The sequence below is a fragment of the Sphingomonas sp. SP5 genome, from assembly GCF_058313455.1.
The window spans coordinates 365,679-388,910 of the sequence record NZ_JBZFLF010000004.1 but is presented as its reverse complement, the minus strand read 5'-3'; the positions used below and the strand labels follow the sequence as shown (position 1 = coordinate 388,910).

Annotated in this window: 23 protein-coding genes; 12 read left to right on the top strand and 11 right to left on the bottom strand. The window is 70.2% G+C overall.

Translation table 11 applies throughout. From position 1 onward, the window contains the following. The first annotated feature begins 22 nt into the window (after window positions 1–22). Window positions 23–799 (top strand): sulfite exporter TauE/SafE family protein, encoded by a 777-nt coding sequence (locus AC4GY7_RS12725; RefSeq protein ID WP_491114633.1) that lies wholly within the window; start codon window positions 23–25, stop codon window positions 797–799. A gap of 41 nt (window positions 800–840) precedes the next feature. On the opposite strand, the gene AC4GY7_RS12720 is transcribed toward AC4GY7_RS12725, so the two are convergent. Next, window positions 841–1,317 (bottom strand): winged helix-turn-helix transcriptional regulator, encoded by a 477-nt coding sequence (locus AC4GY7_RS12720; protein ID WP_491114630.1) that lies wholly within the window; start codon window positions 1,315–1,317, stop codon window positions 841–843. A gap of 137 nt (window positions 1,318–1,454) precedes the next feature. On the opposite strand from AC4GY7_RS12720, the gene AC4GY7_RS12715 reads away from it, so the two are divergent. Both AC4GY7_RS12715 and AC4GY7_RS12710 read left to right on the top strand, forming a co-directional pair. Further along, a complete protein-coding gene (locus AC4GY7_RS12715; RefSeq protein WP_491114627.1) occupies window positions 1,455–1,763 on the top strand; it encodes a CC_3452 family protein in 309 nt (102 codons plus the stop codon). Window positions 1,764–1,852: 89 nt separating this feature from the next. Continuing rightward, window positions 1,853–3,955 (top strand): RelA/SpoT family protein, encoded by a 2,103-nt coding sequence (locus AC4GY7_RS12710; RefSeq protein WP_443583570.1) that lies wholly within the window; start codon window positions 1,853–1,855, stop codon window positions 3,953–3,955. A gap of 251 nt (window positions 3,956–4,206) precedes the next feature. On the opposite strand, the gene pgeF is transcribed toward AC4GY7_RS12710, so the two are convergent. From pgeF to lgt, 4 genes are read right to left on the bottom strand one after another with little or no spacing between them, the layout of a single operon-like run. Then, the gene (pgeF, locus tag AC4GY7_RS12705; protein ID WP_491114624.1) at window positions 4,207–4,971 is read right to left on the bottom strand and encodes a peptidoglycan editing factor PgeF; all 765 of its coding nucleotides are present in this window, start codon (window positions 4,969–4,971) and stop codon (window positions 4,207–4,209) included. Continuing rightward, window positions 4,968–5,477 carry a GNAT family N-acetyltransferase gene (locus tag AC4GY7_RS12700; RefSeq protein ID WP_491114621.1) on the bottom strand — a complete coding sequence of 170 codons (510 nt, stop codon included), beginning with the start codon at window positions 5,475–5,477 and terminating at the stop codon, window positions 4,968–4,970. The genes pgeF and AC4GY7_RS12700 overlap by 4 nt, the downstream gene beginning before the upstream one ends. Further along, window positions 5,474–6,517: a class I SAM-dependent methyltransferase gene (locus AC4GY7_RS12695; protein WP_491114618.1), complete on the bottom strand. Its 1,044-nt coding sequence runs from the start codon at window positions 6,515–6,517 to the stop codon at window positions 5,474–5,476. Before AC4GY7_RS12695 ends, AC4GY7_RS12700 begins: the two co-directional genes overlap by 4 nt. 9 nt (window positions 6,518–6,526) lie before the next feature. After that, window positions 6,527–7,447, bottom strand: coding sequence for a prolipoprotein diacylglyceryl transferase (lgt, locus tag AC4GY7_RS12690; RefSeq protein ID WP_491114615.1), 921 nt, complete (start codon window positions 7,445–7,447; stop codon window positions 6,527–6,529). Window positions 7,448–7,530: 83 nt separating this feature from the next. Here lgt and AC4GY7_RS12685 point away from each other — a divergent pair, with 83 nt between their 5' ends. The 4 genes from AC4GY7_RS12685 (at window position 7,531) to phbB (ending at window position 13,565) form a co-directional block, all read left to right on the top strand. Further along, window positions 7,531–9,204 (top strand): class I adenylate-forming enzyme family protein, encoded by a 1,674-nt coding sequence (locus AC4GY7_RS12685; RefSeq protein ID WP_491114613.1) that lies wholly within the window; start codon window positions 7,531–7,533, stop codon window positions 9,202–9,204. 341 nt (window positions 9,205–9,545) lie between these two features. Beyond that, entirely contained in the window at window positions 9,546–11,744 is a 2,199-nt protein-coding gene (locus tag AC4GY7_RS12680; RefSeq protein ID WP_491114610.1) for a molybdopterin cofactor-binding domain-containing protein, read from the top strand. Continuing rightward, the gene (gene hemH, locus AC4GY7_RS12675; protein WP_491114608.1) at window positions 11,741–12,757 is read left to right on the top strand and encodes a ferrochelatase; all 1,017 of its coding nucleotides are present in this window, start codon (window positions 11,741–11,743) and stop codon (window positions 12,755–12,757) included. Before AC4GY7_RS12680 ends, hemH begins: the two co-directional genes overlap by 4 nt. A gap of 85 nt (window positions 12,758–12,842) precedes the next feature. Beyond that, complete coding sequence (gene phbB / locus AC4GY7_RS12670) at window positions 12,843–13,565, top strand: acetoacetyl-CoA reductase (RefSeq protein ID WP_491114605.1); 723 nt, start codon at window positions 12,843–12,845, stop codon at window positions 13,563–13,565. A gap of 404 nt (window positions 13,566–13,969) precedes the next feature. On the opposite strand, the gene AC4GY7_RS12665 is transcribed toward phbB, so the two are convergent. After that, entirely contained in the window at window positions 13,970–14,338 is a 369-nt protein-coding gene (locus AC4GY7_RS12665) for a glycine zipper 2TM domain-containing protein (protein WP_491114602.1), read from the bottom strand. A 166-nt stretch (window positions 14,339–14,504) separates the two neighbouring features. Between AC4GY7_RS12665 and AC4GY7_RS12660 the strand changes: the two genes are divergently transcribed. Beyond that, the gene (locus AC4GY7_RS12660) at window positions 14,505–15,518 is read left to right on the top strand and encodes an esterase-like activity of phytase family protein (protein ID WP_491114599.1); all 1,014 of its coding nucleotides are present in this window, start codon (window positions 14,505–14,507) and stop codon (window positions 15,516–15,518) included. 63 nt (window positions 15,519–15,581) lie between these two features. Here AC4GY7_RS12660 and rpmB read toward each other — a convergent pair whose 3' ends face one another. Further along, complete coding sequence (gene rpmB, locus AC4GY7_RS12655) at window positions 15,582–15,881, bottom strand: 50S ribosomal protein L28 (protein ID WP_443583559.1); 300 nt, start codon at window positions 15,879–15,881, stop codon at window positions 15,582–15,584. Window positions 15,882–16,025: 144 nt separating this feature from the next. Between rpmB and AC4GY7_RS12650 the strand changes: the two genes are divergently transcribed. Continuing rightward, window positions 16,026–16,235 (top strand): hypothetical protein, encoded by a 210-nt coding sequence (locus AC4GY7_RS12650; protein WP_443583558.1) that lies wholly within the window; start codon window positions 16,026–16,028, stop codon window positions 16,233–16,235. A 71-nt stretch (window positions 16,236–16,306) separates the two neighbouring features. Continuing rightward, on the top strand, window positions 16,307–16,735 hold the full coding sequence (locus tag AC4GY7_RS12645; RefSeq protein WP_491114694.1) for a nucleoside deaminase: 429 nt from the start codon (window positions 16,307–16,309) through the stop codon (window positions 16,733–16,735). Window positions 16,736–16,796: 61 nt separating this feature from the next. Here AC4GY7_RS12645 and AC4GY7_RS12640 read toward each other — a convergent pair whose 3' ends face one another. Further along, a complete protein-coding gene (locus tag AC4GY7_RS12640; RefSeq protein ID WP_443583557.1) occupies window positions 16,797–17,468 on the bottom strand; it encodes a YiaD family glycine zipper/OmpA-like lipoprotein in 672 nt (223 codons plus the stop codon). A gap of 153 nt (window positions 17,469–17,621) precedes the next feature. On the opposite strand from AC4GY7_RS12640, the gene AC4GY7_RS12635 reads away from it, so the two are divergent. Then, window positions 17,622–18,923 carry a hemolysin family protein gene (locus AC4GY7_RS12635; protein ID WP_443583556.1) on the top strand — a complete coding sequence of 434 codons (1,302 nt, stop codon included), beginning with the start codon at window positions 17,622–17,624 and terminating at the stop codon, window positions 18,921–18,923. A 140-nt stretch (window positions 18,924–19,063) separates the two neighbouring features. Here the strand turns inward: AC4GY7_RS12635 and AC4GY7_RS12630 are convergent, their stop codons facing one another. The 3 genes from AC4GY7_RS12630 to AC4GY7_RS12620 all read right to left on the bottom strand — a co-directional run bounded on the left by AC4GY7_RS12630 (window position 19,064) and on the right by AC4GY7_RS12620 (window position 21,872). After that, entirely contained in the window at window positions 19,064–19,741 is a 678-nt protein-coding gene (locus tag AC4GY7_RS12630) for a helix-hairpin-helix domain-containing protein (protein ID WP_491114594.1), read from the bottom strand. A gap of 65 nt (window positions 19,742–19,806) precedes the next feature. Next, window positions 19,807–21,642, bottom strand: coding sequence for an AsmA family protein (locus AC4GY7_RS12625; RefSeq protein WP_491114591.1), 1,836 nt, complete (start codon window positions 21,640–21,642; stop codon window positions 19,807–19,809). A gap of 59 nt (window positions 21,643–21,701) precedes the next feature. After that, a complete protein-coding gene (locus AC4GY7_RS12620) occupies window positions 21,702–21,872 on the bottom strand; it encodes a DUF1674 domain-containing protein (RefSeq protein ID WP_443583553.1) in 171 nt (56 codons plus the stop codon). 59 nt (window positions 21,873–21,931) lie between these two features. Between AC4GY7_RS12620 and AC4GY7_RS12615 the strand changes: the two genes are divergently transcribed. Further along, window positions 21,932–23,230: an RsmB/NOP family class I SAM-dependent RNA methyltransferase gene (locus tag AC4GY7_RS12615; RefSeq protein ID WP_491114588.1), complete on the top strand. Its 1,299-nt coding sequence runs from the start codon at window positions 21,932–21,934 to the stop codon at window positions 23,228–23,230. Window positions 23,231–23,232 lie beyond the last annotated feature (2 nt).

The following is a 23,232-nucleotide window of genomic DNA, read 5'->3' as shown; positions in this document are numbered from 1 at the left end:
GCGCGCGCGGGCGCATCGTCGGATGACGATCGAACCCCTGTATTCGCTCGCCGGCGTGGCCGTCGGCATCCTCGTCGGGCTGACCGGGGTCGGCGGCGGCTCGCTGATGACGCCGATCCTGGTACTCGCCTTCGGCTTCCACCCGGCGACGGCGGTCGGCACCGACCTGCTCTATGCCGCCGCGACCAAGACGGTCGGCACCACCGTGCACGGCTGGCGCGGGACGCTGGACTGGCGGATCGTGCGCCGGCTGGCGCTGGGCAGCGTGCCGACGACGATCCTGACGCTGCTGCTGCTCGGCCGGGCGAGCGAGCATTCCTCGGGCACGCAGCACCTGCTCGCCACCCTGCTCGGCGGCGTGCTGGTGGTGTCGGCGGTGGCGACGCTGCTGCGCCACCGTATCGTCGCGGCGCTGACCCCGCGCCTCGGCGAGACGGAGGCGCGAGAGCCCGTGGCGCTCACCGTGCTGCTTGGCGCGATCCTCGGCGTGCTGGTGTCGCTGACCTCGGTCGGGGCGGGCGCGCTGGGCATGACCGCGCTGCTCGTCCTCTATCCGCGCCACCCGCTGAAGAGCCTGGTCGGCGCCGATATTGCGCATGCGGTGCCGCTCACCCTGCTGGCCGGCACCGGCCATTGGCTGCTCGGCTCGGTCGATATCGGCCTGCTCGGCTCGCTGCTGATCGGCTCGATTCCCGGCATCGTCATCGGCAGCCTGCTCGCCGGCAGCCTGCGCGAGGCAGCGCTACGCCCGATCCTGGCGGGCGTGCTCGCGATCGTCGGCGTCAAACTGCTGATGTGAGGCGAAGCCTCGACGGCGCCAACCCTCGGAATGACGGCGGATCATGCCTCCCTAGCCACCTCGTCGGGCAAGGCCCAGATCAGGTCGCCCTTCTCCAATACCCGGCCATCATGCGCATGGACGGCGACCGGCGCGATCGGCCGGCGGTCGCGCGTGTCGACCAGGATGGGAAACGCCGGCACGCCCAGTTCCCAGCGCTCGCCCCATTGCCTCAGCGCGATCATCGTCGGCAGCAGCGCATGCCCCTTTTCGGTCAGCGTGTAGCGGATCTTGCGTCGGTCGTCGGGCAGCGGCTCGCGTTGCAGGATGCCATGATCGACCAGCCGCCCCAGCCGATTGGCGAGGATGTTGCGCGCGATGCCCAGCTCACCCTGGAATTCTTCGAAATGGTGCAGCCCGTTGAAGGCGGCGCGCAGGATCAGGAACGCCCAGCGCTCGCCCATCGCCTCCAGCGCGGCGGGCAGGCTGCATTCGCGCAACGTTTCGCGCAATTTCGGGCGCTCGGCCGGTGTCGCCATGATGATCCTTCTCGCAGGGGCGCAACCTAACGCAAAACCGGCAGGACATAGAGCGGTTTGTAAGTTTCAGGTTGCAACCTAAAACCTATAGCGTTAGGCGGCGGCATCGCAACCACAAAGGTTCGGGAGGACCGGTCATGAAGCTTTTCGCCACGCTCGCGCTCGCCATCGCCACCCTGTTCGGCTCCGCCGCCGCGGCGGCCCCTGCCGACGTCTATGTCGCCACGCCCGCCGCGGCGTCGGACAAGTCGACCTTCATCACCCGCTCCACGGTGTGGCGCCAGCAGAACGGCACCTTCGTCGCCGGCCAGGCGCCCGAGCGCCCCGCCGTGCTGTGCGAACTGGTGGTGCGCCAGATCGGCGAACTCAGCAGCTTCACCGTCGCCGGCACGGCCTATGACGCCGACAAGCTCGCCAAGTGCAACGCCAAGGCGAAGAAGGCCTGATCGCGCCATCCCCCGGCGCGCGCACAAAAGCGCGCGCCGGTGCCAACAATGGGTTGCAAAGCGGTAGGCGCCTCGCCCATGTGTCGGGGGTGCTACGGCAATATGAACTGGTCGACCGGGTGCTCGACTACGACCCGGGTGCCGATGAGGCATTGCTCAACCGCGCCTACGTCTTTTCGATGCAGGCGCACGGGAGCCAGAAGCGGGCGAGCGGCGACCCCTATTTTAGCCATCCGATCGAGGTGGCGGGCATCCTCACCGATCTGAGGCTGGACGACGAGACGATCGCCACCGCGATCCTCCACGACACGGTCGAGGATACCGTGGCGACCTCCGAGGAGATCGAGCGCGTCTTCGGCGGCAACGTCGCGCGATTGGTCGACGGCGTCACCAAATTGTCCAAGATCGAGGCGCAGAGCGAGAACGAGCGCGCCGCCGAGAACCTGCGCAAGTTCCTGCTGGCGATGTCCGACGACATCCGCGTGCTGCTGGTCAAGCTCGCCGACCGCCTGCACAACATGCGCACGCTTCATCACATCCCCAAGCCCGAGAAGCGGCGGCGGATCGCGAAGGAGACGATGGACATCTACGCACCGCTCGCCGAGCGGATCGGCATGTACGAGTTCATGAAGGAGATGCAGACGCTCGCCTTCGAACAGCTCGAACCCGAGGCGTATGAATCGATCACCCGCCGCCTCGATCAGCTGAAGACCGGCGGCGGCGACCGCATCGCGAAGATCGCCTCCGGCCTCAAGCTGCTGCTCGGCCGGGCCGGGGTGGACGCGCAGGTGTCGGGCCGCGAAAAGCATCCCTATTCGATCTGGCGCAAGATGAGCGAGCGCCACATCAGCTTCGAGCAATTGAGCGACATCATGGCGTTCCGCGCGATCGTGCCGACGATCGAGGATTGCTACGCGACGCTCGGCATCATCCATCGTCGCTGGCCGATGGTGCCGGGGCGGTTCAAGGATTATATTTCGACCCCCAAGCGCAACGGTTACCGGTCGCTGCACACCAGCGTGATCCACGCCGACAATGCGCGCATCGAGATCCAGATCCGTACGCCGGAAATGCATGCGGAGGCCGAATTCGGCCTCGCCGCGCATTGGGCGTACAAGGAAAAGAAGGTCCGCGCCGACAGCCAGCACAGCTGGATCGCCGACCTCGTCGAGATCCTGGAAACCGCGGGCAGCCCCGAAGAGCTGCTCGAGCACACCCGCATGGCGATGTACCAGGATCGCATCTTCGCCTTCACGCCCAAGGGCGAGCTGATCCAGCTGCCCAAGGGCGCGACGCCGATCGACTTCGCCTATGCCGTGCACACCGACCTGGGCGATCAGGCGGTCGGCGCCAAGATCAACGGCCGCGTCGTGCCGCTGTCGACCGTGATCGAAAACGGCGACCAGGTGCAGGTGCTGCGTTCCAAGGGGCAGGTGCCGCAGCCGGGCTGGCTCAACTTCGCGATCACCGGAAAGGCGCTGGCCGGCATCCGCCGCCACCTGCGCCACAGCGAGCGCGCCGAGCTGATCGCGCTGGGTCGCAAGCTGTACGAGGACATCGTCCGCCGCCTGCCCGCGCAATTGGGTGCCGACGCGCTCGATCACGCGCTGTCGCGGCTGAAGCTGCCCGACGAGGCGGCGCTGATGGCGGCGATCGCGCGGCGCACATTGTCCGATGCGGCGGTGATGGAGGCGCTGATGCCGGGGTCGGCGGGGGCGGACGTCGCGCTGCTCGCGCCGCAATCCACCGCCATCTCGATCAAGGGGTTGACGCCGGGGGTGGCGTTCGACCTCGCCGAATGCTGCCACCCGGTGCCGGGCGACCGCATCGTCGGCCTGCGCCGGCCCGATGCGGGGATCGAGGTGCATGCGATCGACTGTTCGGTACTCGCCGAACTCGCCGAACGCGGCGCCGACGAGACCGACTGGGTCGACGTCGACTGGGGCGACAAGAGCGACGGCGCGGTGGCGCGCATTTCCGTGCAGGTGAAGAACGAACCCGGTGCGCTCGGCATCGTCTCGACGATCATCGGCGCGCATCGGGCCAATATCATCGCGCTCCGCCTCGACACCCGCGATTCCATCTTCCACACCAACGTCATCGACGTCGAGGTCCACGACATCCATCAGCTGATGCGCCTGATCGCCGCCCTGCGCGCGGCGGACGCGGTGAACGCGGTGGAGCGGGTCTGACGGGGCGAGGTCAACGCTCCGGCGCGGCGATGCGCTGCAACCTCGAACGTTGAGCGTCAAACCTGACCCGTTCGCCCTGAGCCTGTCGAAGGGCACCGTGCCGCAAGCGAACTGCCCGTGGCAGTCCCGCCCTTCGACAGGCTCAGGGCGAACGGAAAGGTACGAACCGCATGTATAGCTCGATCCCCTGGATCCGTTCGCTTTGATCCTGTCGAAGCACAGGTGAGACTCAGGCCTTCACAGCGCCTTTCTCAGCCGCCCAGTCCGATCACGCTGATCTGCCGCCCGTAATCCGCCTCGCCGCGATGCGTCGCCCGGCGGAAGCTGAAGAAGCGGTCGTCCTGCGCATAGGTATCCAGCCCCAGCGCCTCGACGCGGGTCACGCCGGCGGCGGCGAGCCGGTGCGCGACATAGGCTTCGAGGTCGAACTGGTGATGCCCCGCCCGACCATCGGCGAAGAAGCGATCGTTGGCCGGATCGGCCGCGGCGAAGGTCGCGAGGAACGCGTCGTCGACCTCGTAGGAGGCGCGCGCGATGCAGGGGCCGATCGCGGCGACGATCCGGTTCCGCCGCGCGCCGATCCGCTCCATCGCGTCGAGCGTCGCGTCGGTGACGCCGCCCAGCGCCCCCTTCCATCCGGCATGCGCCGCACCGACGACGCCGGCGGCGGGGTCGGCGAACAGCACCGGGGCGCAATCGGCGGTCAGGATGCCCAGCAACAGCCCCGGCCGGTCGGTGACCAGCGCGTCGGCATGCGGGCGGGCGTCGTGCTCATAGGCAGCGTCGATGACGACCGCCGTTGCAGAATGCACCTGATACAGCGTGCAGAGCGCCGCGCCCGGTAACGTCGCGGCTATCACCCGACGCCGGTTTTCGGCGATCCAGTCATCCACCTCTTGCGATCTTCGCCCGAGGTCGAGGCTTGCAAAGAGGCCCTCCGACACGCCCCCACGCCGGCCGAGGAAGCCATGTGCCACGCCGTCCAGCCCACGGGCGCGGATCACGTCGACGCTCACAGCTGCAACCGCATCAGGTGATCCTCGTCGGGATGGTTGCCGACCATGAAGGTATACAGCCCGACCTCCGCGAAGCCGTAACGTTCGTAGAAGCGCCGCGCGCGCGCATTGTCGACATAGACGGACAGGAACAGCTCCCCCGCACCACGGGCGCGGGCGGTGGCGATCACCCAGTCCATCATCCGCGCGGCGAGCCCGCTGCCCTGCTGCCCGGCGGTGAGGTACAATTGCCGCAGCTCGATCATCGGCCCTGTCGGCGTCACCGGCAGCGAATGCGGCCCCAGCTTGGCGAACCCCACCGCGGCCCCATCCTCTTCCGCCAGCAGGAAGGCGAAGGCGGGGTCGGCGATTTCGGCCCGCCAGCGCTCCAATGTCAGTCCGTCGAGAAAGCTGGCGAGATCGGCGGGATCGTAGAGGTGACCGAAGGTCGCGGTGAAACAGTCCGCCATCAGCGCGGCGATCGCCTCCGCATCGGCGAGCGTGGGCGTGCGCAATGTAGCGGTCATGCGCCGAACCCCGCCGGCGCCGGCCAGTCGCGATGCGTCACCGCCAAGGCCTTGAACAGCGTCCCCATGTCGCCCATCAGCCGCGCACGATCGGCGAGCAGCGCCTCCGCACGCTCGGGCGCGGCGCGGGCGAGCGCGGCGGCGCGCTGGTCGATGCCGAGCTGGCCGAGCAGGTCGCGCTGCGTCACCGGTCCCCAGGCGGCCGCGCCGTTCGCCTGCGCCGCCGCGGCGAGCGTGGTGAAGTCGACATGCGCCGACAGGTCGTTGTCCCCCGGCGTCTCGAACGGGTTGGCGAAGCCATGGCCGCGCACCGCCTGCAGCGTGTCGCCCAGCGCCGGCCCTTCATAGCCGTAATCCACCGCCAGCATCGCGCCGCCCTGCGCGGCGATGCGCCGGCCGAGCGCCGCCATGACGCCGACGCCCGCCGGTGCGATCTCCAGCACCGATCCGGCGGGCGCGTCGCGCAGCGGCTCGGGCAGCACCTCCAGCGGCACCGGCTTGCCCGCGATCGGCAGGAACAGCGTGTCCTGGCAGGCGACCAGCCGCTCGTGCCAGCCGTCTCCCCGGCGGATCAGCTGGCGGATCGGCAGTGCGTCGAAGAATTCGTTGGCGACGACGATCAGAGGCCGATCGCCGGGCAGCGTGTCGACGCCATCGTGCCATGTCGCATCCGCCACCCGCTCTGCCTGCGCCGCGCGCAGCGTCGGGCTCGTCTCGACGAAATGCACCGCGGGCGTCAGCCCGGCCTTGGCCATCGCGCGGCCGGCATCGGCGGCCAGCGTGCCGCGGCCCGGCCCCAGTTCGACCCATGCGACCTCGGGCCGCCCCGCCCGGTCCCACAGGTCGGCGCACCACAGGCCGACGAGTTCGCCGAACATCTGGCTGATCTCCGGCGCCGTGACGAAATCGCCGCCCGCGCCGAAGGGATCGCGGGTCGCGTAATAATGCGCGTTCGCCGCCGCCATGAACTGCGACACCGGCATCGGCCCGGCAAGCGTGATCGCGCGGGCGAGGCGGTCGGGAAGGGAGGCTTCGGTCATGGCGCCGCGTTACGCCACGCTCTGCGTCCCCGCGATCGGCTCCACGCGGGTGCGGCGGCCGGGCGCGGTCAGCATCAGGTACAGGCCGCCGGCGATCATCGGCAGGCACAGCCACTGGCCCATGTGGATATGCGTCGCCTCGATGAAGGTGCCGCGGAACTGCGCGTCGGGTTCGCGGAAGAATTCGACCACGAAGCGCGCGATGCCGTAGCCCAGCACGAACAGACCGACGAGGCGGCCCGGCTGGTAGCGCGCCTTGGTCTTCCAGAAGGCGAACCACATGACCGCGAACAGCAGCACGCCTTCGAGTGCGGCTTCGTACAGCTGGCTGGGGTGGCGCGCCGGTTCGGGCACGCCATAGGGAACGGTGCGCTCGAACACGATGGCCCAGGGCACGTCGGCCGGCTTGCCCCACAGTTCGCCGTTCACGAAATTGGCGAGCCGGCCGAAGAACAGGCCGAAGGGGACGCAAGCGGCGATGTAATCGTGCACCCGCAGCCAGTCGAGCTTGTGCTTGCGGGCGAACAGGATCAGCCCCAGCGAGGTGCCGATCACCCCGCCGTGGAAGCTCATGCCGCCGTCCCAGAGGCGGAAGATGCGCAAGGGATGCAGGAACATGTCCGGCGCGTAGAAGAGCACGTAGCCGATCCGCCCGCCCAGGATGATGCCCAGCGTCGCGTAGAACACCAGGTCGTCGGCATGCCGGCGCGCCATCGGCGCCCCCGGCTGCGCCAGCAGCTTCAGCAGATACCACCAGCCGATGACGATGCCGGCGATATAGGCGAGGCTGTACCAGCGCAGCGTGAAGAAGCCGATCGAGAAGACGTCGGGGTGCAGCCCCAGGTCGGCGAAGCGGATATGGCCGCCGCCCGCCGCCGCGGCGGCGGGTACGGCGGTTTGGACGGCAGCGGCGAGCAACGGCAGGATCAAGGCTTTTCCCTTTGATTTGCCGCCTGCATAGTGGCGCAAAGGCACAAGACCAAGCCCAAGACCGGAACGTGATGGAGAGACGGATGCGCACGGCCCTCGACGAGCGAATGGACGCGACCATGGCGGCGCTGACCGGGCCGGGCGGTCCGCTCGCGCTGGGTGAGGCGGAGCGGGGCGGGCGCAGCTACCCGCTGATCGGCACCGCGCCGCCGACGCTGCCCGCGTATTTCGCGCATTTCTGCCACGAGCATGCCGACAAGACCTTCCTCGTCGCCGGCGACGAACGCCTGACCTTTGCCGAGGTGTACGCACAGGCCGGCGCGGTCGCCCGCGCGCTGATCGCCGGCCATCATGTGTCGAGCGGCCTGCGCGTCGGCATCGCGATGCGCAATTCGCCGGCGTGGATCGTGCTCTACATGAGCATCGTCATGGCCGGCGGCGTCGCCACCCTGCTCAACGGCTGGTGGCAGGCGGAGGAACTCGCCGCCGCGGTCGCCGAGGTCGACTGCACGCTGGTCTTCGCCGACGCACCACGCGCGCAGCGGCTGGCGGGGATCGCCGCGCCGGTGGTGACGATCGACGACACCCGGCCGCTGGCCGAGGCACTCGCTCCGGTCACCGCCGCCGGCCAGCCCGACACGCCGCTGCCCGCGGTCGCCGCCACCGATCATGCGACGATCCTCTTCACCTCGGGTTCGACCGGCCAGTCGAAGGGGGCGCTCGCCGATCACCGCGGCGTGGTGCAGGGCATCTTCAACTATCTGGCGCAGGCGCTGATGATGCTCGGCATCGCCACCGCCGACGGCAATCCGCCGACCGAGCAGCCCTCCACCCTCCTCACGCTGCCGCTATTCCACGTCACCGCAGAAATTCCGGTGATGCTGCAGAGCTTCGCGATGGGGCGCAAGCTGGTGCTGATGCCCAAATGGGACGTGCGCGAGGCGATGCGGCTGATCCAGGCGGAGCGGATCAGCTATGTCGTCGGCGTGCCGCTGATGAGCTTCGAGATCCTCACCCATCCCGATCGCGCCGCCTACGACCTGTCCACGGTCACCGACTTCGCCGCCGGCGGTGCGCCGCGCCCGGTGGATCACGTCCGCCGCATCGATGCGGAGATGGGCGGATCGGCGCCGCTGATCGGCTACGGCCTCACCGAGACCAACGCGGTCGGCACCGGCAACTGGCGCAGCAACTATCTCGCCAAGCCCGACAGCGCCGGCCGCCCGTCGGCGCCGCTGGTCGAACTCGCGATCCTCGACGATCGTGGCGCACCTGTGGCGCAGGGCGAGCGGGGAGAGATCGCGATCCGTTCGATCTGCAACTTCCTCGGCTATTGGAACCGGCCGGAGGCGACCGCCGCCTGCATCACCGCCAACGGCTTCTTCCGCACCGGCGACATCGGCTACCTCGACGCCGACGGCTATCTCTTCATCGTCGATCGCGCCAAGGACATCATCATCCGCGGCGGCGAGAATATCGCCGCGCAGGAGGTGGAGGCCGCGCTCTACGCCCATCCCGCGGTGGCGGAGGCGGCGGTGATCGGCCTCCCCGACGAGCGCTTGGGCGAGATCCCCGGCGCGATCGTCCACCTGCGCGAAGCGACCACCGAAGCGGCGCTGCAAGCCTTCCTCGCCGACCATATCGCCGCCTTCAAGATCCCGGCGCGCATCTGGCTCTCCCCCGATCCGCTGCCCCGGCTCGGCACGGAAAAGATCGACAAAGTTGCGCTGCGCAACCGCTACCGGACCGCCGCATGAATTCCTTCCCCGCCAGGGGGAGGTGGCGCAGCAAAGCGGTGACGGAGGGGGAGGTAAGCGGCGAACTTCGTAACAGGATACGCCGCCTACCTCCCCCTCCACCACTCGGCTGGCGCCGAGCGGTCCCCCTTCCCCTGGCGGGGGAGGAATAAGAAGAAACCGCTGTCCTACGCGGGCGTCCTCTGCCACCGTCCCGCGGTCATGCGCGCTCGTCCGCCCCAATCGCTCGCCCCGCTTCGCCCGCACACCCCCGCCAACCCCGATTCCGAGCGCGACGTGCCGTCAACTTCGCCAACTTCCGCGCCTCCGAAGCGCGCGAATCACCCCGTCGGCGCCGCCCGATGAGCGGCATCGACCGTCGCACGCTCCTCGTCGGCGGCGGGGCCGGCATCGGCCTCGTCGTCGCCTGGGCGGTGTGGCCGCGCATCTATCCGCCGACGCTGGTCGCCGCGCCCGGCGAAAGCCTGTTCGGCGCCTGGCTCAAGATCGGCGACGACGGCCATGTCACCGTCGTCGTTCCGCAGCTCGAGCACGGCCAGGGCGTCTACACCGCGCTGCCGCAGATCGTCGCCGACGAACTCGGCGCCGACTGGCGTACCGTGGGGGTCGAGGCGGCACCCGCCAACCCGCTCTACGCCAACCCGCTCGCGCTCGACGATCTGCTCGAAGGCACGCTGACCCGCCTGCCCGAATCGCTGGAAGGGACGCTCGCCACCCGCGCCGGGCTGATGGCGACCGGCGGCTCCACCTCGGTCCGCATGTTCGAGGACGAATGCCGCACCGCCGGCGCGGCGGCCCGCGCCTTGCTGTGCAAGGCGGCGGCGCGGCGCTGGGGTGTCGCCTGGACCGATTGCGCGGTCGATGCGGGCTTCGTCACCCACGGCACCCGCCGCCTGCGCTTCGCCGCGCTCGCGGCGGAGGCGGCGGGCGAGAGCGTGCCCGATCCGCTGCCGATCGGCGTACAGGGGGCGGGCAAGCTCGTCGGCCGGCCGCTGCCCCGTATCGACGTGCCAGCCAAGGTCGACGGATCGGCCAGCTATGCCGGCGATATCCGCCTGCCCGACATGTTGCATGCCGCGATCCGGCAGGGGCCGATCGGCGACAGCCGCCTGCTGCACGTCGATCGCGCCGCCGCCGATCGCATCCGCGGCGTGCTCGCCGTGGTCGAGAACCCGCGCTGGGTCGCGGCGGTGGCGACGACTTGGTGGGCGGCCAACCGGGCGGTCGACGCCATGGCGCCGCGCTTCGCGACGCACGATCCGGCCGATGACACCCGCATCGCCGCCGCGCTCGATGCGGCGCTGGCGCAGGCGGGCACGCGCATCGCCGGCGTCGGCGATCCGGACCCGCTGCTGGCGGGGGCAGGCGTCGTCACCGCCGATTACTCCGCGCGCCTCGGCCTCCACGCCTCGCTCGAACCGATGAGCGCCGCCGCCGCCTTTCGCGCCGGCCGGCTGGAGATCTGGATGCCGAGCGCCGCGCCGATGGCCGCGCGCCGGGCGGCGGCCGCGGCGGCGGGACTGGGGGAGGGGGCGGTCGTCATCCACCCGACGCTCGGCGGCGGCAATTTCGGCGCGACGCTGAACGCCCTCGTCGCCGAACAGGCGGCGCTGCTCGCGATGCGGCTGAAGCGCCCGGTCAACCTCGTCTGGTCGCGCGGCGAGGATACCGCGCACGACCGGTTCCGGCCGCCGGCGCGGGCGCGGCTCAGCGCCCGCCTAGCCGGCAATGGCGCGATCGCCGCCTGGCGTGCCGCCATCGCCGCCCCCGCCACCGGCCATGCCCTCGCGGCGCAGCTCATCCCCGGCGCCGCGCTGATGACGGGCGCGGGCGATCCCTATGCCGTCGCCGGCGCGATGCCGCCCTATCGCATCCCCGCGGTGGCGATCGATCACCATCCCGCCGATATCGGCGTCGCCACCGGCCACCTGCGTGGCGGCGCGCACGGCTACACCGCCTTCTTCCGCGAAGCCTTCATCGACGAATGTGCGCACGTCGCCGGCACCGAGCCCCTGTCCTACCGGATCGGCATGCTCGGCGGCGAAGCGCGCCTTGCCCGCTGCCTCACCACCGTCGCGGCGCTGGGCGGCTGGGGCGGCGGCGCGGCGGGATCGGGCCAAGGCATCGCCTGCCACAGCTTCCGCGGCAGCCATATCGCGGTGCTGGCGGAGGCCGAGATGGGGGCCGGCGGCGTCCCCGCGGTCGCCCGGCTGGTCGCCGCGGTCGATTGCGGGCGACACGTCAATCCCGACCTTGTCCGCCAGCAGGTCGAGGGCGGCCTGATCTTCGGCCTCGCCCAAGCGCTCGGCGCCGCCACCGGCATCACCGCCGGGCGCACCGACGTGCGCGGTTTCGCCGGCATGCACCTGCCGCGCCTCGCCGACACGCCGGACGTGATCGTTGAGCTGGTGCCCTCGGAAGAGGCGCCCGGCGGCGTCGGCGAACTGGGCGTCCCGGCGGTCGCGCCGGCCATCGCCAACGCCGTCCATGCCGCGACCGGTATCCGCCTGCGCCACCTGCCGCTAAGGCGGGCGCCATGACCCCGCCGCCCGACCATCCCGTCATCCCGCCGCGCAAGATCGGCGTGTTGCTCATCAACCTCGGCACCCCCGACGCGCCGGACGCGCGCGCGGTGAAGCGCTATCTCGGCGAATTCCTGTCCGACCGCCGCGTGGTGGAGATCCCGCCGATCGCCTGGCAGCCGATCCTGCGCGGCATCGTGCTCAACACCCGGCCCAAGAAGTCGGCGCATGCCTATGGCCTGGTCTGGAGCGAGGAGGGCTCACCGCTCGCCGCGATCACCCGGCGCCAGGCGACGGCTTTGCAGGGCGCGTTCGGTCCCGATGTGATCGTCGACCATGCGATGCGCTACGGCAATCCCGCCATCGCCGAGCGGCTGCATGCGTTGAAGGCGCAGGGCTGCGAGCGCATCTTGCTCGCACCGCTCTATCCGCAATATTGCGCCGCCACCACCGCGACCGCCAACGACAAGGCGTTCGCCGCTCTGGCCGGCATGCGCTGGCAGCCGGCGATCCGTACCCTGCCGCCCTACCACGACGATCCCGCCTATATCGCCGCGGTGAAGGCGCAGGTCGAATCGCAGCTCGCGGCGCTTGATTTCACCCCCGACGCGCTGATCGCGAGCTTCCACGGCATGCCCCGGCGGACGCTCGAACTGGGCGATCCCTACCATTGCCATTGCCAGAAGACCGCGCGGCTGCTCGCCGACGCCCTCGCGACCACATTGGCGGGGCGCGAACTCATCGTCGCCTTCCAGTCGCGCTTCGGTCCGGCCAAGTGGCTCGGGCCGGCGACCGACGAGACGCTGGCGACACTGCCCGCGAAAGGCAGCCGCAAGGTTGCCGTGATCGCCCCGGGCTTTTCCGCCGACTGTCTGGAAACGCTGGAGGAATTGGCGATCCGCGGACGCGAGAGCTTTATGGCGGCGGGCGGGACGGACTTCGCCTATCTGCCCTGTCTCAACGACGGCGAGCCCGGCATGGCGATGCTGCGCACGCTGATCGCGCGCGAACTCGCCGGCTGGGTCACGTAACGAAAGGTGAATTGACGCTACGGCCATTGCCAGTTTCCGGCAGTGTCCCTAGCCTTCGCCGCGCAAGCATAATGGGAGAGGTTGAATGGCCAGAGTAGCGATCGTCACCGGTGGTACCCGCGGGATCGGCGAGGCGATCAGCCTGGCGCTCAAGGACGCCGGCATCACCGTCGCCGCCAATTACGCCGGCAACGACGAGCGTGCGCGCGCCTTCACCGAACGTACCGGCATCGCCGCCTACAAATGGGACGTCGCCGATTTCGATGCCTGCCAGCAGGGCTGCGCAAAGATCGCGGAAGAGCTCGGCCCGGTCGATATCGTCGTCAACAATGCCGGCATCACCCGCGACGGCACGATCCTGAAGCTCACCTATGATGCGTGGAAAGAGGTGATCGACACCAATCTCGGCGGCTGCTTCAACATGGCGAAGGCGACCTTCCCCGGCATGCGCGAGCGCAAATGGGGGCGGATCGTCAACATCGGCTCGATCAACGGCCAGGCCGGCCAGTACGGCCAGGTCAATTACGCCGCGGCGAAATCCGGCATCCACGGCTTCACCAAGGCCCTGGCGCAGGAGGGCGCGCGCGCCGGCGTGACGGTGAACGCCATCGCACCGGGCTATATCGATACCGACATGGTCGCCGCGGTCCCCGCTGACGTGCTCGAAAAGATCGTCGCCAAGATTCCGGTCGGCCGCCTCGGCCAGGCGAGCGAGATCGCACGCGGCGTCGCCTTCCTGTGTTCCGACGAAGCGGGCTTCGTGACGGGATCGACGCTGAGCATCAATGGTGGGCAGCACATGTACTGACGGGCCCAGGCGCGGCCACGCCCGCGCCGCTGCGCCGGCAAAGCCAGTCGCACGGCCCGGCACGGCCGGCGGGTCGGCGCCAGCCGAACCCGTCCGACGCCCCGGCGGCGGCTCCGCCGTCGCCGCGCCGATAGGACGACGGGATCGCCAAGCGCTTGTATCCACTCATCAATTATTCCAGCGCTGTCCTACCGGCGACATCGCCGCTAGCACGCACCGTTCGCCCTGAGCCTGTCGAAGGGCATGGCTCTCATCTGTGCTTCGACAGGCTCAGCACGAACGGATGATGCCATGTCATTTCGTTCCGCTCTTTCGCATCACCCACACACCACGAAGCCCGGCCGCCTTGCGGCGACCGGGCTCCAAACCCTCATCACGCTACGCGAGGGGTACGCACTGCCGGTTTAGCGGCAGTAGCCGGGGCGGTCCGACCGTTCGACCGCGCGGCCGGCCAGGGCACCCGCACCGGCGCCGAGCACCGTGCCGAGCGTGCGGTCGCCGCGGCTGTCGATCGTCCGGCCGAGCAGGCCGCCGGCGATCGCGCCGACGATGGTGCCGGTCGTGCCGCTGTTGCAGCGACGCGGACGATAGTTGCGGTCGCCGTAGTAACCGCGGTCGCCGCGATAGACCCGGTCGCCCCGATAGCCGCGGTCGTAGCCGCGCTCGTAGCGGTCGCCATAATAGCCGCGTTGCGCCATCGCCGGCGTGGCGGGGACAAGGGCGGTGGCGGTCATCGCAAGGGCGGCACCGGCGAGGCTCAGGGTCTTCAGCATGGGTCTTCTCCCGTCTCGAACTCTTCCAACTCGGCGGCGGCGCGGTCGAGCACCTGCCCGTCGTCGATGAAGGCGTTTTGCCCGATTCGGCTTGAGCCGACCCTGAATGCGCTCGTTATCGCGCGTTCAGGCTATCGATCGCCCGCGCGTCGCCTATGAGGCCTGCATGCGCGTCCTGTTCGTCATCCTTGTGGTGCTGCTGATCGTCCCCGGCTGGTCGGGCGAGGAGCGGCTGCCGCTGCTCGGCGCCAAGCCGCAGATGACGGCGACCCGCGTCGATCTCGACCCCGCCGATCCCCGCCGCCGGCGGGTGGGGGCGTTGACCTATCTCGGCGGGGTGGCGCTGCGCAGCATCGATCCTGCGTTCGGCGGCTATTCGGCGCTGTCGGTGGTACGCGGGGCGGACGGTGACCGGATCACGATGCTGAGCGACGGCGGCACCGTGGTCGGCTTCACGCTCGGCGCCGACTGGCAGCCGCGGCGCCTGTGGTTCCGCAACCTGCCGGCCGGGCCCGGCACCGGCTGGGAGAAGCGCGATCGCGATACCGAATCGATGGCGATCGATCCGGCGACCGGGCGCATCTGGATCGGCTACGAACGCTATAACGGCATCTGGCGCTACGCCCCCGGCTTCACCCGGGCGGAGGCGCACCGTACACCGGCGGCGATGCGCAGATGGCCGGTCAACGGCGGCCCCGAATCACTGGCGCGCCTGCCCGACGGCCGGTTCGTGGCGATCGGCGAAGAGATGCACGTTCCCCGCCGGTTCTGGGCCGGGTCGGAGGCGGAGCGGCTGCACAGCCGCGATTCGCTGATCTTCCCCGGCGACCCGATCGTCACCCGGCCGCAGCGTTTTGCCTATATGCCCGAAGGCCGCTTCGACCCGGCCGACGCGACGGCGCTGCCCAATGGCGACCTGCTGGTGCTCGATCGCGGCTTTCGCCTGCCGTATCATTTCAGCAATCGGCTGTCGCTGGTGCCCGCCGCCGCGATCCGGCCCGGCGCGGTGGCGCGCGGCCGCCTGCTGGCGACGCTCGATTCGCCGCTCATCCACGACAATTTCGAAGGGGTGGCGACGACGCAGGAGGATGGCGCGACGATCGTCTGGCTGGTGTCGGACGACAACCAGTCGGTGCTGCAACGCACCCTGCTGCTGAAGTTCCGCCTCGACCCGCGCTGACGCCAAAAGCCCGCCGCTCGATGGGAGCGGCGGGCCTCGGATCCGGCCTTGGCTGCGAACCGCTTACGCGGCTTCGGCGGTCGCCGACAGCTTCTTGACGATCTCGCGCTTCAGGCGGCGGCAGCGCAGCGACAGCTTGTCGTCACCGGTCTTCACCAGCCAGTTGTCGAGACCGCCGTTGTGCTCGACCGAACGCAGGCCATGCGTCGAGACGCGCAGGCGAACGCTCTTCTCCAGCGAATCGGAGATCAGCGTGACGTTCTGCAGGTTCGGCAGGAAGGTCCGCTTGGTCTTGTTGTTGGCGTGGGAAACGTTGTGACCCACCTGCCGGCCCTTGCCGGTCAGCTCGCAAATGCGCGACATGGCTTTAAATCCTGAATTCGGTTGCCCGGAAAGTCGGCGCCACTAGCGGCTCGCCGGGCTTTCGTCAACCGAGAGTCATGCAACGGACCCCTGCGTCGGGCGTTGTTTCGGACTCGTAAAGGTCTTTGCACAGGGGATGATGGAATGCGCACGTTGCTGGCTCTGCTGGGGATCATCGCCCTGATCGTCGTCGCGCTGATGTATTTCGGCCTCATCAACATCGACCAGACCCGCCCCGCCGTGGTGCAGGCGCCGCAGTTCAAGGCGGACGTCGCCCGCGTCAGCGTCGGTACGGAGAACAAGACCGTCGCCGTCCCGACCGTCAACGTCGAAAAGCCCGGCAACGCCCAATAGCATACCCCGCCAGCTTTACGGCGCACCGCGGGCGCGGCAGGGAAGGCGCGATGTTCCCCCTGCCGATCCCGATGCGCCATGCGCTCGATGCCGCGGCAGCGGCGGCGGCGGCCGGCGAGGTGCCGGTCGGCGCCGCTTTGGTCTGGCAGGGCGAGGTGATCGCGGTCGCTGGCAACGCGCCGCGCGCGCTCTGCGACCCGACCGCGCATGCGGAGATGCGGGTGATCCGCGATGCGGCCGCCCGGCTGGGGCGCGAACGGCTGGAGGGCACGGACCTGTGGGTAACGCTGGAGCCCTGCGCGATGTGCGCTGGCGCCATCGCCCATGCGCGGATCGGCCGCCTTTATTATGCCGCCAGCGATCCGAAGGGCGGCGCGGTGGAGCACGGCCCGCGGCTGTTCACCCAGCCGACGCTGCACCACCGTCCCGATATCTATGGCGGGATCGGCGAGGCCGAGGCGGCAGCGCTGCTACGGGATTTCTTCCGGCACAAGCGTTAAACCGTTCGAAACGCCTCCCCGTCACCCCGGAACACGTCCGGGGCAACGGGGGGTGCGGACGTCAGCGCAGGTCGTTCTGCGAGATCGGGACGACCTTGATCTCGACGCGGCGGTTCGCGGCCCGGCCCGCATCGGTGTCGTTGGACGCGATCGGCTGCGTCTCGCCGAAGCCGCGGGTGCCGATCCGCGCCTGCTGAACACCGCGGCTGGCGAGATAATCGGCGACGGCGGTCGCGCGCCGTTCCGACAGCGTCTGGTTATAGTCCGCCGAACCGGTCGAATCGGTAAAGCCGTACACGTCGACATAGGTCTGGTTGTATTGCGCCAGCGTGTCGGCGACCTGGTCCAGCGTCCGGCGGAACTGCGGCTGCACCTCGGCACTGTTATAGGCGAAGGTGATGCCCGACGGGATGTTGAGGATCAGATTGTCGCCCTCGCGCGTCACCTGCACGTCAGTGCCGGCGGTGCGGGCGCGCAGGTCGCGCTCCTGCTTGTCCATGTACGCGCCGATCCCGGCGCCGGCGAGGCCGCCGATGCCGGCGCCCAGGATCTTTTCCGTCCGGTCGCGCCGCCCGCCGACGAGGTCGCCGAGCAGATAGCCGCCGAGCGCGCCGCCGATGCCGCCGATCGCCGTCTTCGAGATGCGGCGTTCGCCGGTCTCGGGATCGGTGGTGCAGGCGCTGGTGGTGACCAGGGCGGCAAGGGCCGCGGCGGCGAGAAACTTCGATCGCATGATATCCCTTTCATGATCGTCGGGCTGGTAAACTCAGGTCCGGAGCGGCTTGTTCCGCTTGCGATCTGAACACGCCCTGACACAGATATTCGGCCGGGCTTGATACAGGCGGTTGTCGTCGCGCCACTTGTGCGGCAAAGACGGCTCACGCCGATGCCTCCGCTGCCGCCCTTCCCCTGGATCGACGTCCTCATCATCCTCGCGCTCGTCGCGTTGAACGGGGTGTTCGCGATGAGCGAGCTCGCCATCGTGTCGGCGCGCAAGGCGCGGCTGGAGGCGATGGCACGCACCGGGCGCAAGGGCGCGCGCGCCGCGTTGCTGCTGGCCGCCGATCCCGGCAAGTTCCTGTCCACCGTCCAGATCGGCATCACGCTGATCGGCATCCTCGCGGGTGCCTATTCGGGTTCGAGCCTCGGCCAGCCGACTGCGGCGCGGCTGCAGGCGCTGGGGCTGTCCGCGCATAGCGCGGAGACGGTCGGCTTCGCGATCGTCATCGGCCTCACCACCTTCGCCTCGCTGATCGTCGGCGAGCTGGTGCCCAAGCAGTTCGCGCTGCGCAAGCCGGAGCCGATCGCGGCGCTGGTGGCGCTGCCGATGCGCTGGCTGGCGGTCGGCACCGCGCCGGTGGTGTGGGTGCTCGACTCGACCAGCGCCGTGATCTTCCGCCTGCTCGGCCTCAACCGCGAATCGGAGGATCAGGTGACGGCGGAGGAGCTGCACCTGATCGTCGCGGAGGCGAGCAAGTCCGGCGTGATCGAGGAGCATGAACGCACGATCATCTCGGGCGTCGTGCGCCTCGCCGACCGGCCGGTGCGCGAGGTGATGACGCCGCGCACCGAAGTCGACTGGCTCGACTGCACGCTGGATGCCGACGGCATCCGCGACACCTTGCTGGCGACGCCGCATACCCGCTTGCCGGTGGCCGAAGGATCGGTGGATGCGGTGGTCGGCGTGGTGCAGGCGCGCGACATCGCCGCCGCGCTGTTCCGGGGCGAGGCGATCGACCTCAAGGCGCTGATGCGCAAGGCGCCGGTGGTGATCGACCGGATCGACGCCATGGACGCGCTCATCGCGCTGCGTGCCGCGGAAGTGCCGATGGCGCTGATCCACGACGAATACGGCCATTTCGAAGGGATCGTGACGCCGGCCGACCTGCTGGCTGCGATCGCCGGCGAATTCGCGAGCGACGCCGATCCCGACGAATCGCCCTCCGTGGTGGTGCGCGACGACGGTTCGCTGCTGGTCGCCGGCACGATGGCCGCGGATGCGCTGGCCGAACGGCTGGGCATCGACCTGCCCGAAGACCGCGATTACGCGACCGTCGCCGGCCTCGCGCTCGCCGCCTTCCGCCACCTGCCGGGCGAGGGCGAAAGCTTCGAGGAACAGGGCTGGCGGTTCGAGGTGGTCGACCTCGACGGCCGACGGATCGACAAGCTGCTCGTCAGCGAACTCTGAACACCCGCCGCGCCGTGGGACGGCATGAACCCGGCCCGCCCGGTTTCCGTTCGCCCTGAGCCTGTCGAAGGGCACCGTGCCGCAGGCGTATCGCCCGTGGCACCTTCCCCTTCGCCACGCTCAGGGCAAAGAGTCGGCTCTCAAAGCCGGCCGAACACCGCTTCGAACCCGGCGCGGTCCCCCGCGGCGAGGAAGCGGGCCTGTTCGATCCAGCGATCGCGGGCCATGCGCCCGGCAAAGGGGCCGAGCTGCGCATCGAGCCGTGCGGCCTCGTCATCGTTCAGCGCCGCGATCTGGCCGACGGTGGTGATGCCGAGTTCGCCGAGCCGGGTGGCAAGCTTCGGCCCCAGCCCCTTGAGGGTGCTCACCGGTTCGTCGGCGGGGGAGGATGCCGCCGGGGCAGGGGCCGGCGTCGACGCCGCCTCGGTAGCAGGAGCGGCATCGAGCGGCGCCGTCGCCGCGATCGGCTCGTCGGCCAGCGGCGCGGGTGCGGGCGGCGTATCCTCCACCGGCGGCACGGCGACCGGGCGCGAGGCTGGTACCACCGGCGTATCCTCTCGCACGGCCGGCCGCGGCGCGTCGTGTTCGCCCGCAGCCGGCGCGGCGGTCGCGCCATGTTCGACCTCCGCATTGCGTTCGGCGATCTCGCGCTCGGCGGCCTTGCGACGATGCTTCAGCCGCGATCCCCAGATGATCGCGGCGATCACCACGATCGCGAAGATGGCGACGACCGCGAGATGCGCGGCGGTAAAGGCGTCGGTGGTGCTCGGGATCAGGCTGGCCCCGGTGGCGCCGCCGGCGGAGGTGGTATCGTTCATGGCGGCAATCCTAGCGGTGACGGTACGGCACGGCGAGCGGAAACCGCCTGCCGCGCTTGAGCGGGTCAGCGTAACGCGCGAGCGGCGAGGGCGCCGCAATCGGCATCGGTGGCCTTTGGCCCCTCGTGGCCGGTGATCGCGCGACCGATCGCCTTCAGGACGTTGCCGACCGATTTCACCTGCGGCGGCACGGTCAGCACCGGATCGCTCAGCGTGCCGGTCATGAACGCCTCGCCGGGCAGGCGCAGCAGGCTCTTGCCCTTGGGCGCGCCGGTCAGCCTCAGGTCGATCCGCTCGGCGGGAAAGCGGATGGTGCCGGTGCCGCGCAATTGGCTGGCGCTGGTATCGACGATCAGCGGGCGCGCGATGCCGACGCCGCCGGACACCGGCAGCGCCAGGATCACGCAGCGCAGCTGGGCGCGGTCGTCGCTGCCGGCGAGCAGCGCCCGCCCCGCATCGAAGCCCAGTGCGGCGGCATAGCGTTCCGGCAGCGACCCGTCGCGCACCACGAAGCCGATCCGTCCCCCCGACCGGCCGACCGCCGCGCGGATCGTCTCGCCGCGCCCCGTCAGCCGCGCATGCGCCGCGATCCGCCCGGTGAACGCCCCATCGGTGCCGGCAAGCGCCGCGACGCGCGTGCCCGCCAGCGTGAGGTCAAGCGTGAGCGTCGGCACCGTCGCGCCGTCCCGCTGATCCACGCGGACGATCCCGCGCGCCGTGCCGCCCGCGAGACGGATGGTGAGCGGCTGCACGGTGAGACGCTGCCGGTCGAGCGCCAGCACCCCCTCGATGCCCGTCACCGAGGTGCCGCCGTTGCGGCTGAACACCCGGGCGACCCGCACCGCGATCCGGCCGTCGGTATGGGCGAGGTTGGCAAGGTCGATCCGCGTGTCGGGCACCACGCGCGGGCCGATCGCGCGTTCCCGCGCAGCGCCCTTTACCAGCCCCTCGTCGGACGAAAGATCGTCGAAGTCGAAGCGGTTGGAGGCGACCGCGCCATCCAGCCGCGTACGCCCGTCGCGCTTGTCCACGCTGATCCGGCCGGCGATATCGGACCGGCCGATCGTCCCCTTCAGATCGGTGACGGTCCAGCGCGGCGCGTCGTGGCGGACATGCGCCGTCAGCGCCACCGGCTGGGTGCCGAACAGGCCCGCCTCGATCACCGCGTCGATCAGGCGCAGGTCGGCGGCGCGGGCGTCGACGTCGAGCGTCATCGCATCGGTGTCGAGTGGGCGATCCATGCGGCCGGTGGCGCGCATGCGCAGCGCATCGCCTTCGATCGTCGCGCTGAACGGCCACGGACCGGGCGTGGGCTGCGCCACCGATGCCCCGGTCAGCGCGATGCGGACGGGCGTGCCGCGGATCGTGCCGGTGCCGCTCGCCCGCAGCCCCTGCGCATCGGAGGTGAAGGCGACGTGCACCGTGCGATCCTGCTTGGCGTCGCGGTAACGGATCATGCTGTCACGGACGATCAACCCTTTCAGATCGTTGGACGATCCGCCGTTCTCGGGCTTGCCTGGCCGCGCCCAGTTGGTACGGCCAGCGGCGTCGCGGACCAGCGCGAGCTGCAAGCCCTCCGCGGTGATGTCCCGCGGGCGAAAGGTGCCGGTGAGGAGCGGCCAGACCGGAAAGCTCACCCGCGCCTCGCGCAGGGTCAGGAAATCGCCATCGCCAGCCCAGGCTGCCTGCGGGATGCGCACGCCGCGCACCGCGATCGTCGGCGTGAAGCCGAAGCCGTCGACCCGCTCCATCGTCGCGATCGTCACCGGCCGCCCGAACCGCTGCGTCAGCCGATCGGCGACCAGTCCCTTCAACACGCCGAAGGGGAAGGCGCCGACGATCAGCACCAGGATCAGCGGCACCGCGACCGCGAGGCTCAGCAGGAGAGTGCGCCTGCGCACGCGCGGTCGGATTATCATGGATCGGTGGACGCGCGTCGGCGCCGCTGGTTCCGATCCGGTCAGAAATCGACCGCGATGCCCTTCAGCTCCCAGTCGCCGTAGCGCGTGGGGTCGAGGCCGAGCGGGTCGTCCCCCCGCAGCGGTTGCGCGGTTTGCGGCTCCGGCTGGGGCACCGGCACGGTCTTGCTGAGGTAGGCGGGCGGCTTCACATGCGCGGGGCGTTGGCCCATGGCGGCTCTCCGGTCTAAGGCGGTTCACATATCGTTTGCCGCACGAGGTTTCACAAGTTTTGCCCCCTGCCTCCTCCAAGCCTGCCAAGGCTCCTGCCGAGCCGCTCGGCACCCCGTCACGCCGGGCGGCGCTGCGCCTGCTCGATGCGGTGCTGCGCCGGGGCGAGCCGCTCGAACAGGCGCTGGTCGCCGCCACCCGCCATGTCTACGGGCCGGACCGCGGCCTGGCGCACGCCATCGCCGCAGAGGTGCTGCGCCGGCTGCCGGATCTCGACGCATTGATCGATTCGGTCACCGAGCGGCCGCTGCCGGGCGATGCCAAGGCGCGCATGGCGCTGCGCATCGCGCTGGTGCAGGCGCTGGTGCTCGGCACGCCGCATCATGCCGCGATCGCCACGGTGCTGCCGCTGGTGGACGGCGGGCCGCGCAAGCTGGTCCATGGCGTGTTCGGCGCGATCGTCCGCTCGGGCGTGCTGCTGCCGGAGGTGCCGGCCCTGCCGCCGGCGGTGGAGACGCGCTGGGAAGCGGCCTGGGGCGCGGAGATGGTGGAGGGCGCCGCGCAGGCCATCGCCGCGCCGCCACCGCTCGACCTGACGCTCGCCGATCCTGCGGAAACGGAGCGCTGGGCCGGCGAACTCGGCGGCGTCAGCCTGATGCCGGGCCATGTCCGGCTGGTCGATGCCGCGCCGGTCACCGAACTGCCCGGCTTCGCCGACGGGCGCTGGTGGGTGCAGGATATTGCCGCCTCCATCCCGGCGCGGCTGCTGGCGGCGGGCGGCGGGGGCACGGCGATCGACCTGTGCGCCGCGCCCGGCGGCAAGACGCTGCAACTCGCCGCCGCCGGCTATGCGGTGGCCGCGGTCGACGTGTCCAACGCGCGGATCAAGCGCCTGCGCGAGAACCTGTTCCGCACCCGGCTGAAGGCGGAGGTGATCGCCGCCGACGTGCTGGCATGGGCACCGCCCGCGCCGGCCGATGCGCTGCTGATCGACGCGCCGTGCAGCGCCACCGGCATCTTCCGCCGCCATCCCGACGTGCTGCACCGCGTCCATCCCGCCATCATCGCGGAGATGGCGGAATTGCAGGCGCGCATCCTCGCCCGTGCGGCGGATTGGGTGGCACCGGGCGGCCGCCTGGTCTTCGCGACCTGCAGCCTGGAACCGCAGGAGGGCGAGGCGCAGCTGTCGCGCTTCCTCGCCGACCGGCCCGATTACGCGATCGACCCGCCCGAACCTGCGCTGTTGCCGCCCGGCGTGCCGGTCCATGCCGATGGCTATGTTCGCACCGCTCCCGGCATGCTGGCCGATGCGGGCGGCTGCGACGGCTTCTTCGTGGCGCGGCTGCGGCGCACGGCTTAACT

Coding starts and splice junctions, on each gene's coding strand:
- AC4GY7_RS12725 (WP_491114633.1), top strand. CDS start 23: ATGACGATCGAACCCCTGTATTCGCTCGCCGGCGTGGCCGTCGGCATC.
- AC4GY7_RS12720 (WP_491114630.1), bottom strand. CDS start 1,317: ATGGCGACACCGGCCGAGCGCCCGAAATTGCGCGAAACGTTGCGCGAA.
- AC4GY7_RS12715 (WP_491114627.1), top strand. CDS start 1,455: ATGAAGCTTTTCGCCACGCTCGCGCTCGCCATCGCCACCCTGTTCGGC.
- AC4GY7_RS12700 (WP_491114621.1), bottom strand. CDS start 5,477: ATGACCGCTACATTGCGCACGCCCACGCTCGCCGATGCGGAGGCGATC.
- AC4GY7_RS12695 (WP_491114618.1), bottom strand. CDS start 6,517: ATGACCGAAGCCTCCCTTCCCGACCGCCTCGCCCGCGCGATCACGCTT.
- AC4GY7_RS12685 (WP_491114613.1), top strand. CDS start 7,531: ATGCGCACGGCCCTCGACGAGCGAATGGACGCGACCATGGCGGCGCTG.
- AC4GY7_RS12680 (WP_491114610.1), top strand. CDS start 9,546: ATGAGCGGCATCGACCGTCGCACGCTCCTCGTCGGCGGCGGGGCCGGC.
- hemH (WP_491114608.1), top strand. CDS start 11,741: ATGACCCCGCCGCCCGACCATCCCGTCATCCCGCCGCGCAAGATCGGC.
- phbB (WP_491114605.1), top strand. CDS start 12,843: ATGGCCAGAGTAGCGATCGTCACCGGTGGTACCCGCGGGATCGGCGAG.
- AC4GY7_RS12665 (WP_491114602.1), bottom strand. CDS start 14,338: ATGCTGAAGACCCTGAGCCTCGCCGGTGCCGCCCTTGCGATGACCGCC.
- AC4GY7_RS12660 (WP_491114599.1), top strand. CDS start 14,505: ATGCGCGTCCTGTTCGTCATCCTTGTGGTGCTGCTGATCGTCCCCGGC.
- rpmB (WP_443583559.1), bottom strand. CDS start 15,881: ATGTCGCGCATTTGCGAGCTGACCGGCAAGGGCCGGCAGGTGGGTCAC.
- AC4GY7_RS12650 (WP_443583558.1), top strand. CDS start 16,026: ATGCGCACGTTGCTGGCTCTGCTGGGGATCATCGCCCTGATCGTCGTC.
- AC4GY7_RS12645 (WP_491114694.1), top strand. CDS start 16,307: ATGCGCCATGCGCTCGATGCCGCGGCAGCGGCGGCGGCGGCCGGCGAG.
- AC4GY7_RS12640 (WP_443583557.1), bottom strand. CDS start 17,468: ATGCGATCGAAGTTTCTCGCCGCCGCGGCCCTTGCCGCCCTGGTCACC.
- AC4GY7_RS12635 (WP_443583556.1), top strand. CDS start 17,622: ATGCCTCCGCTGCCGCCCTTCCCCTGGATCGACGTCCTCATCATCCTC.
- AC4GY7_RS12630 (WP_491114594.1), bottom strand. CDS start 19,741: ATGAACGATACCACCTCCGCCGGCGGCGCCACCGGGGCCAGCCTGATC.
- AC4GY7_RS12620 (WP_443583553.1), bottom strand. CDS start 21,872: ATGGGCCAACGCCCCGCGCATGTGAAGCCGCCCGCCTACCTCAGCAAG.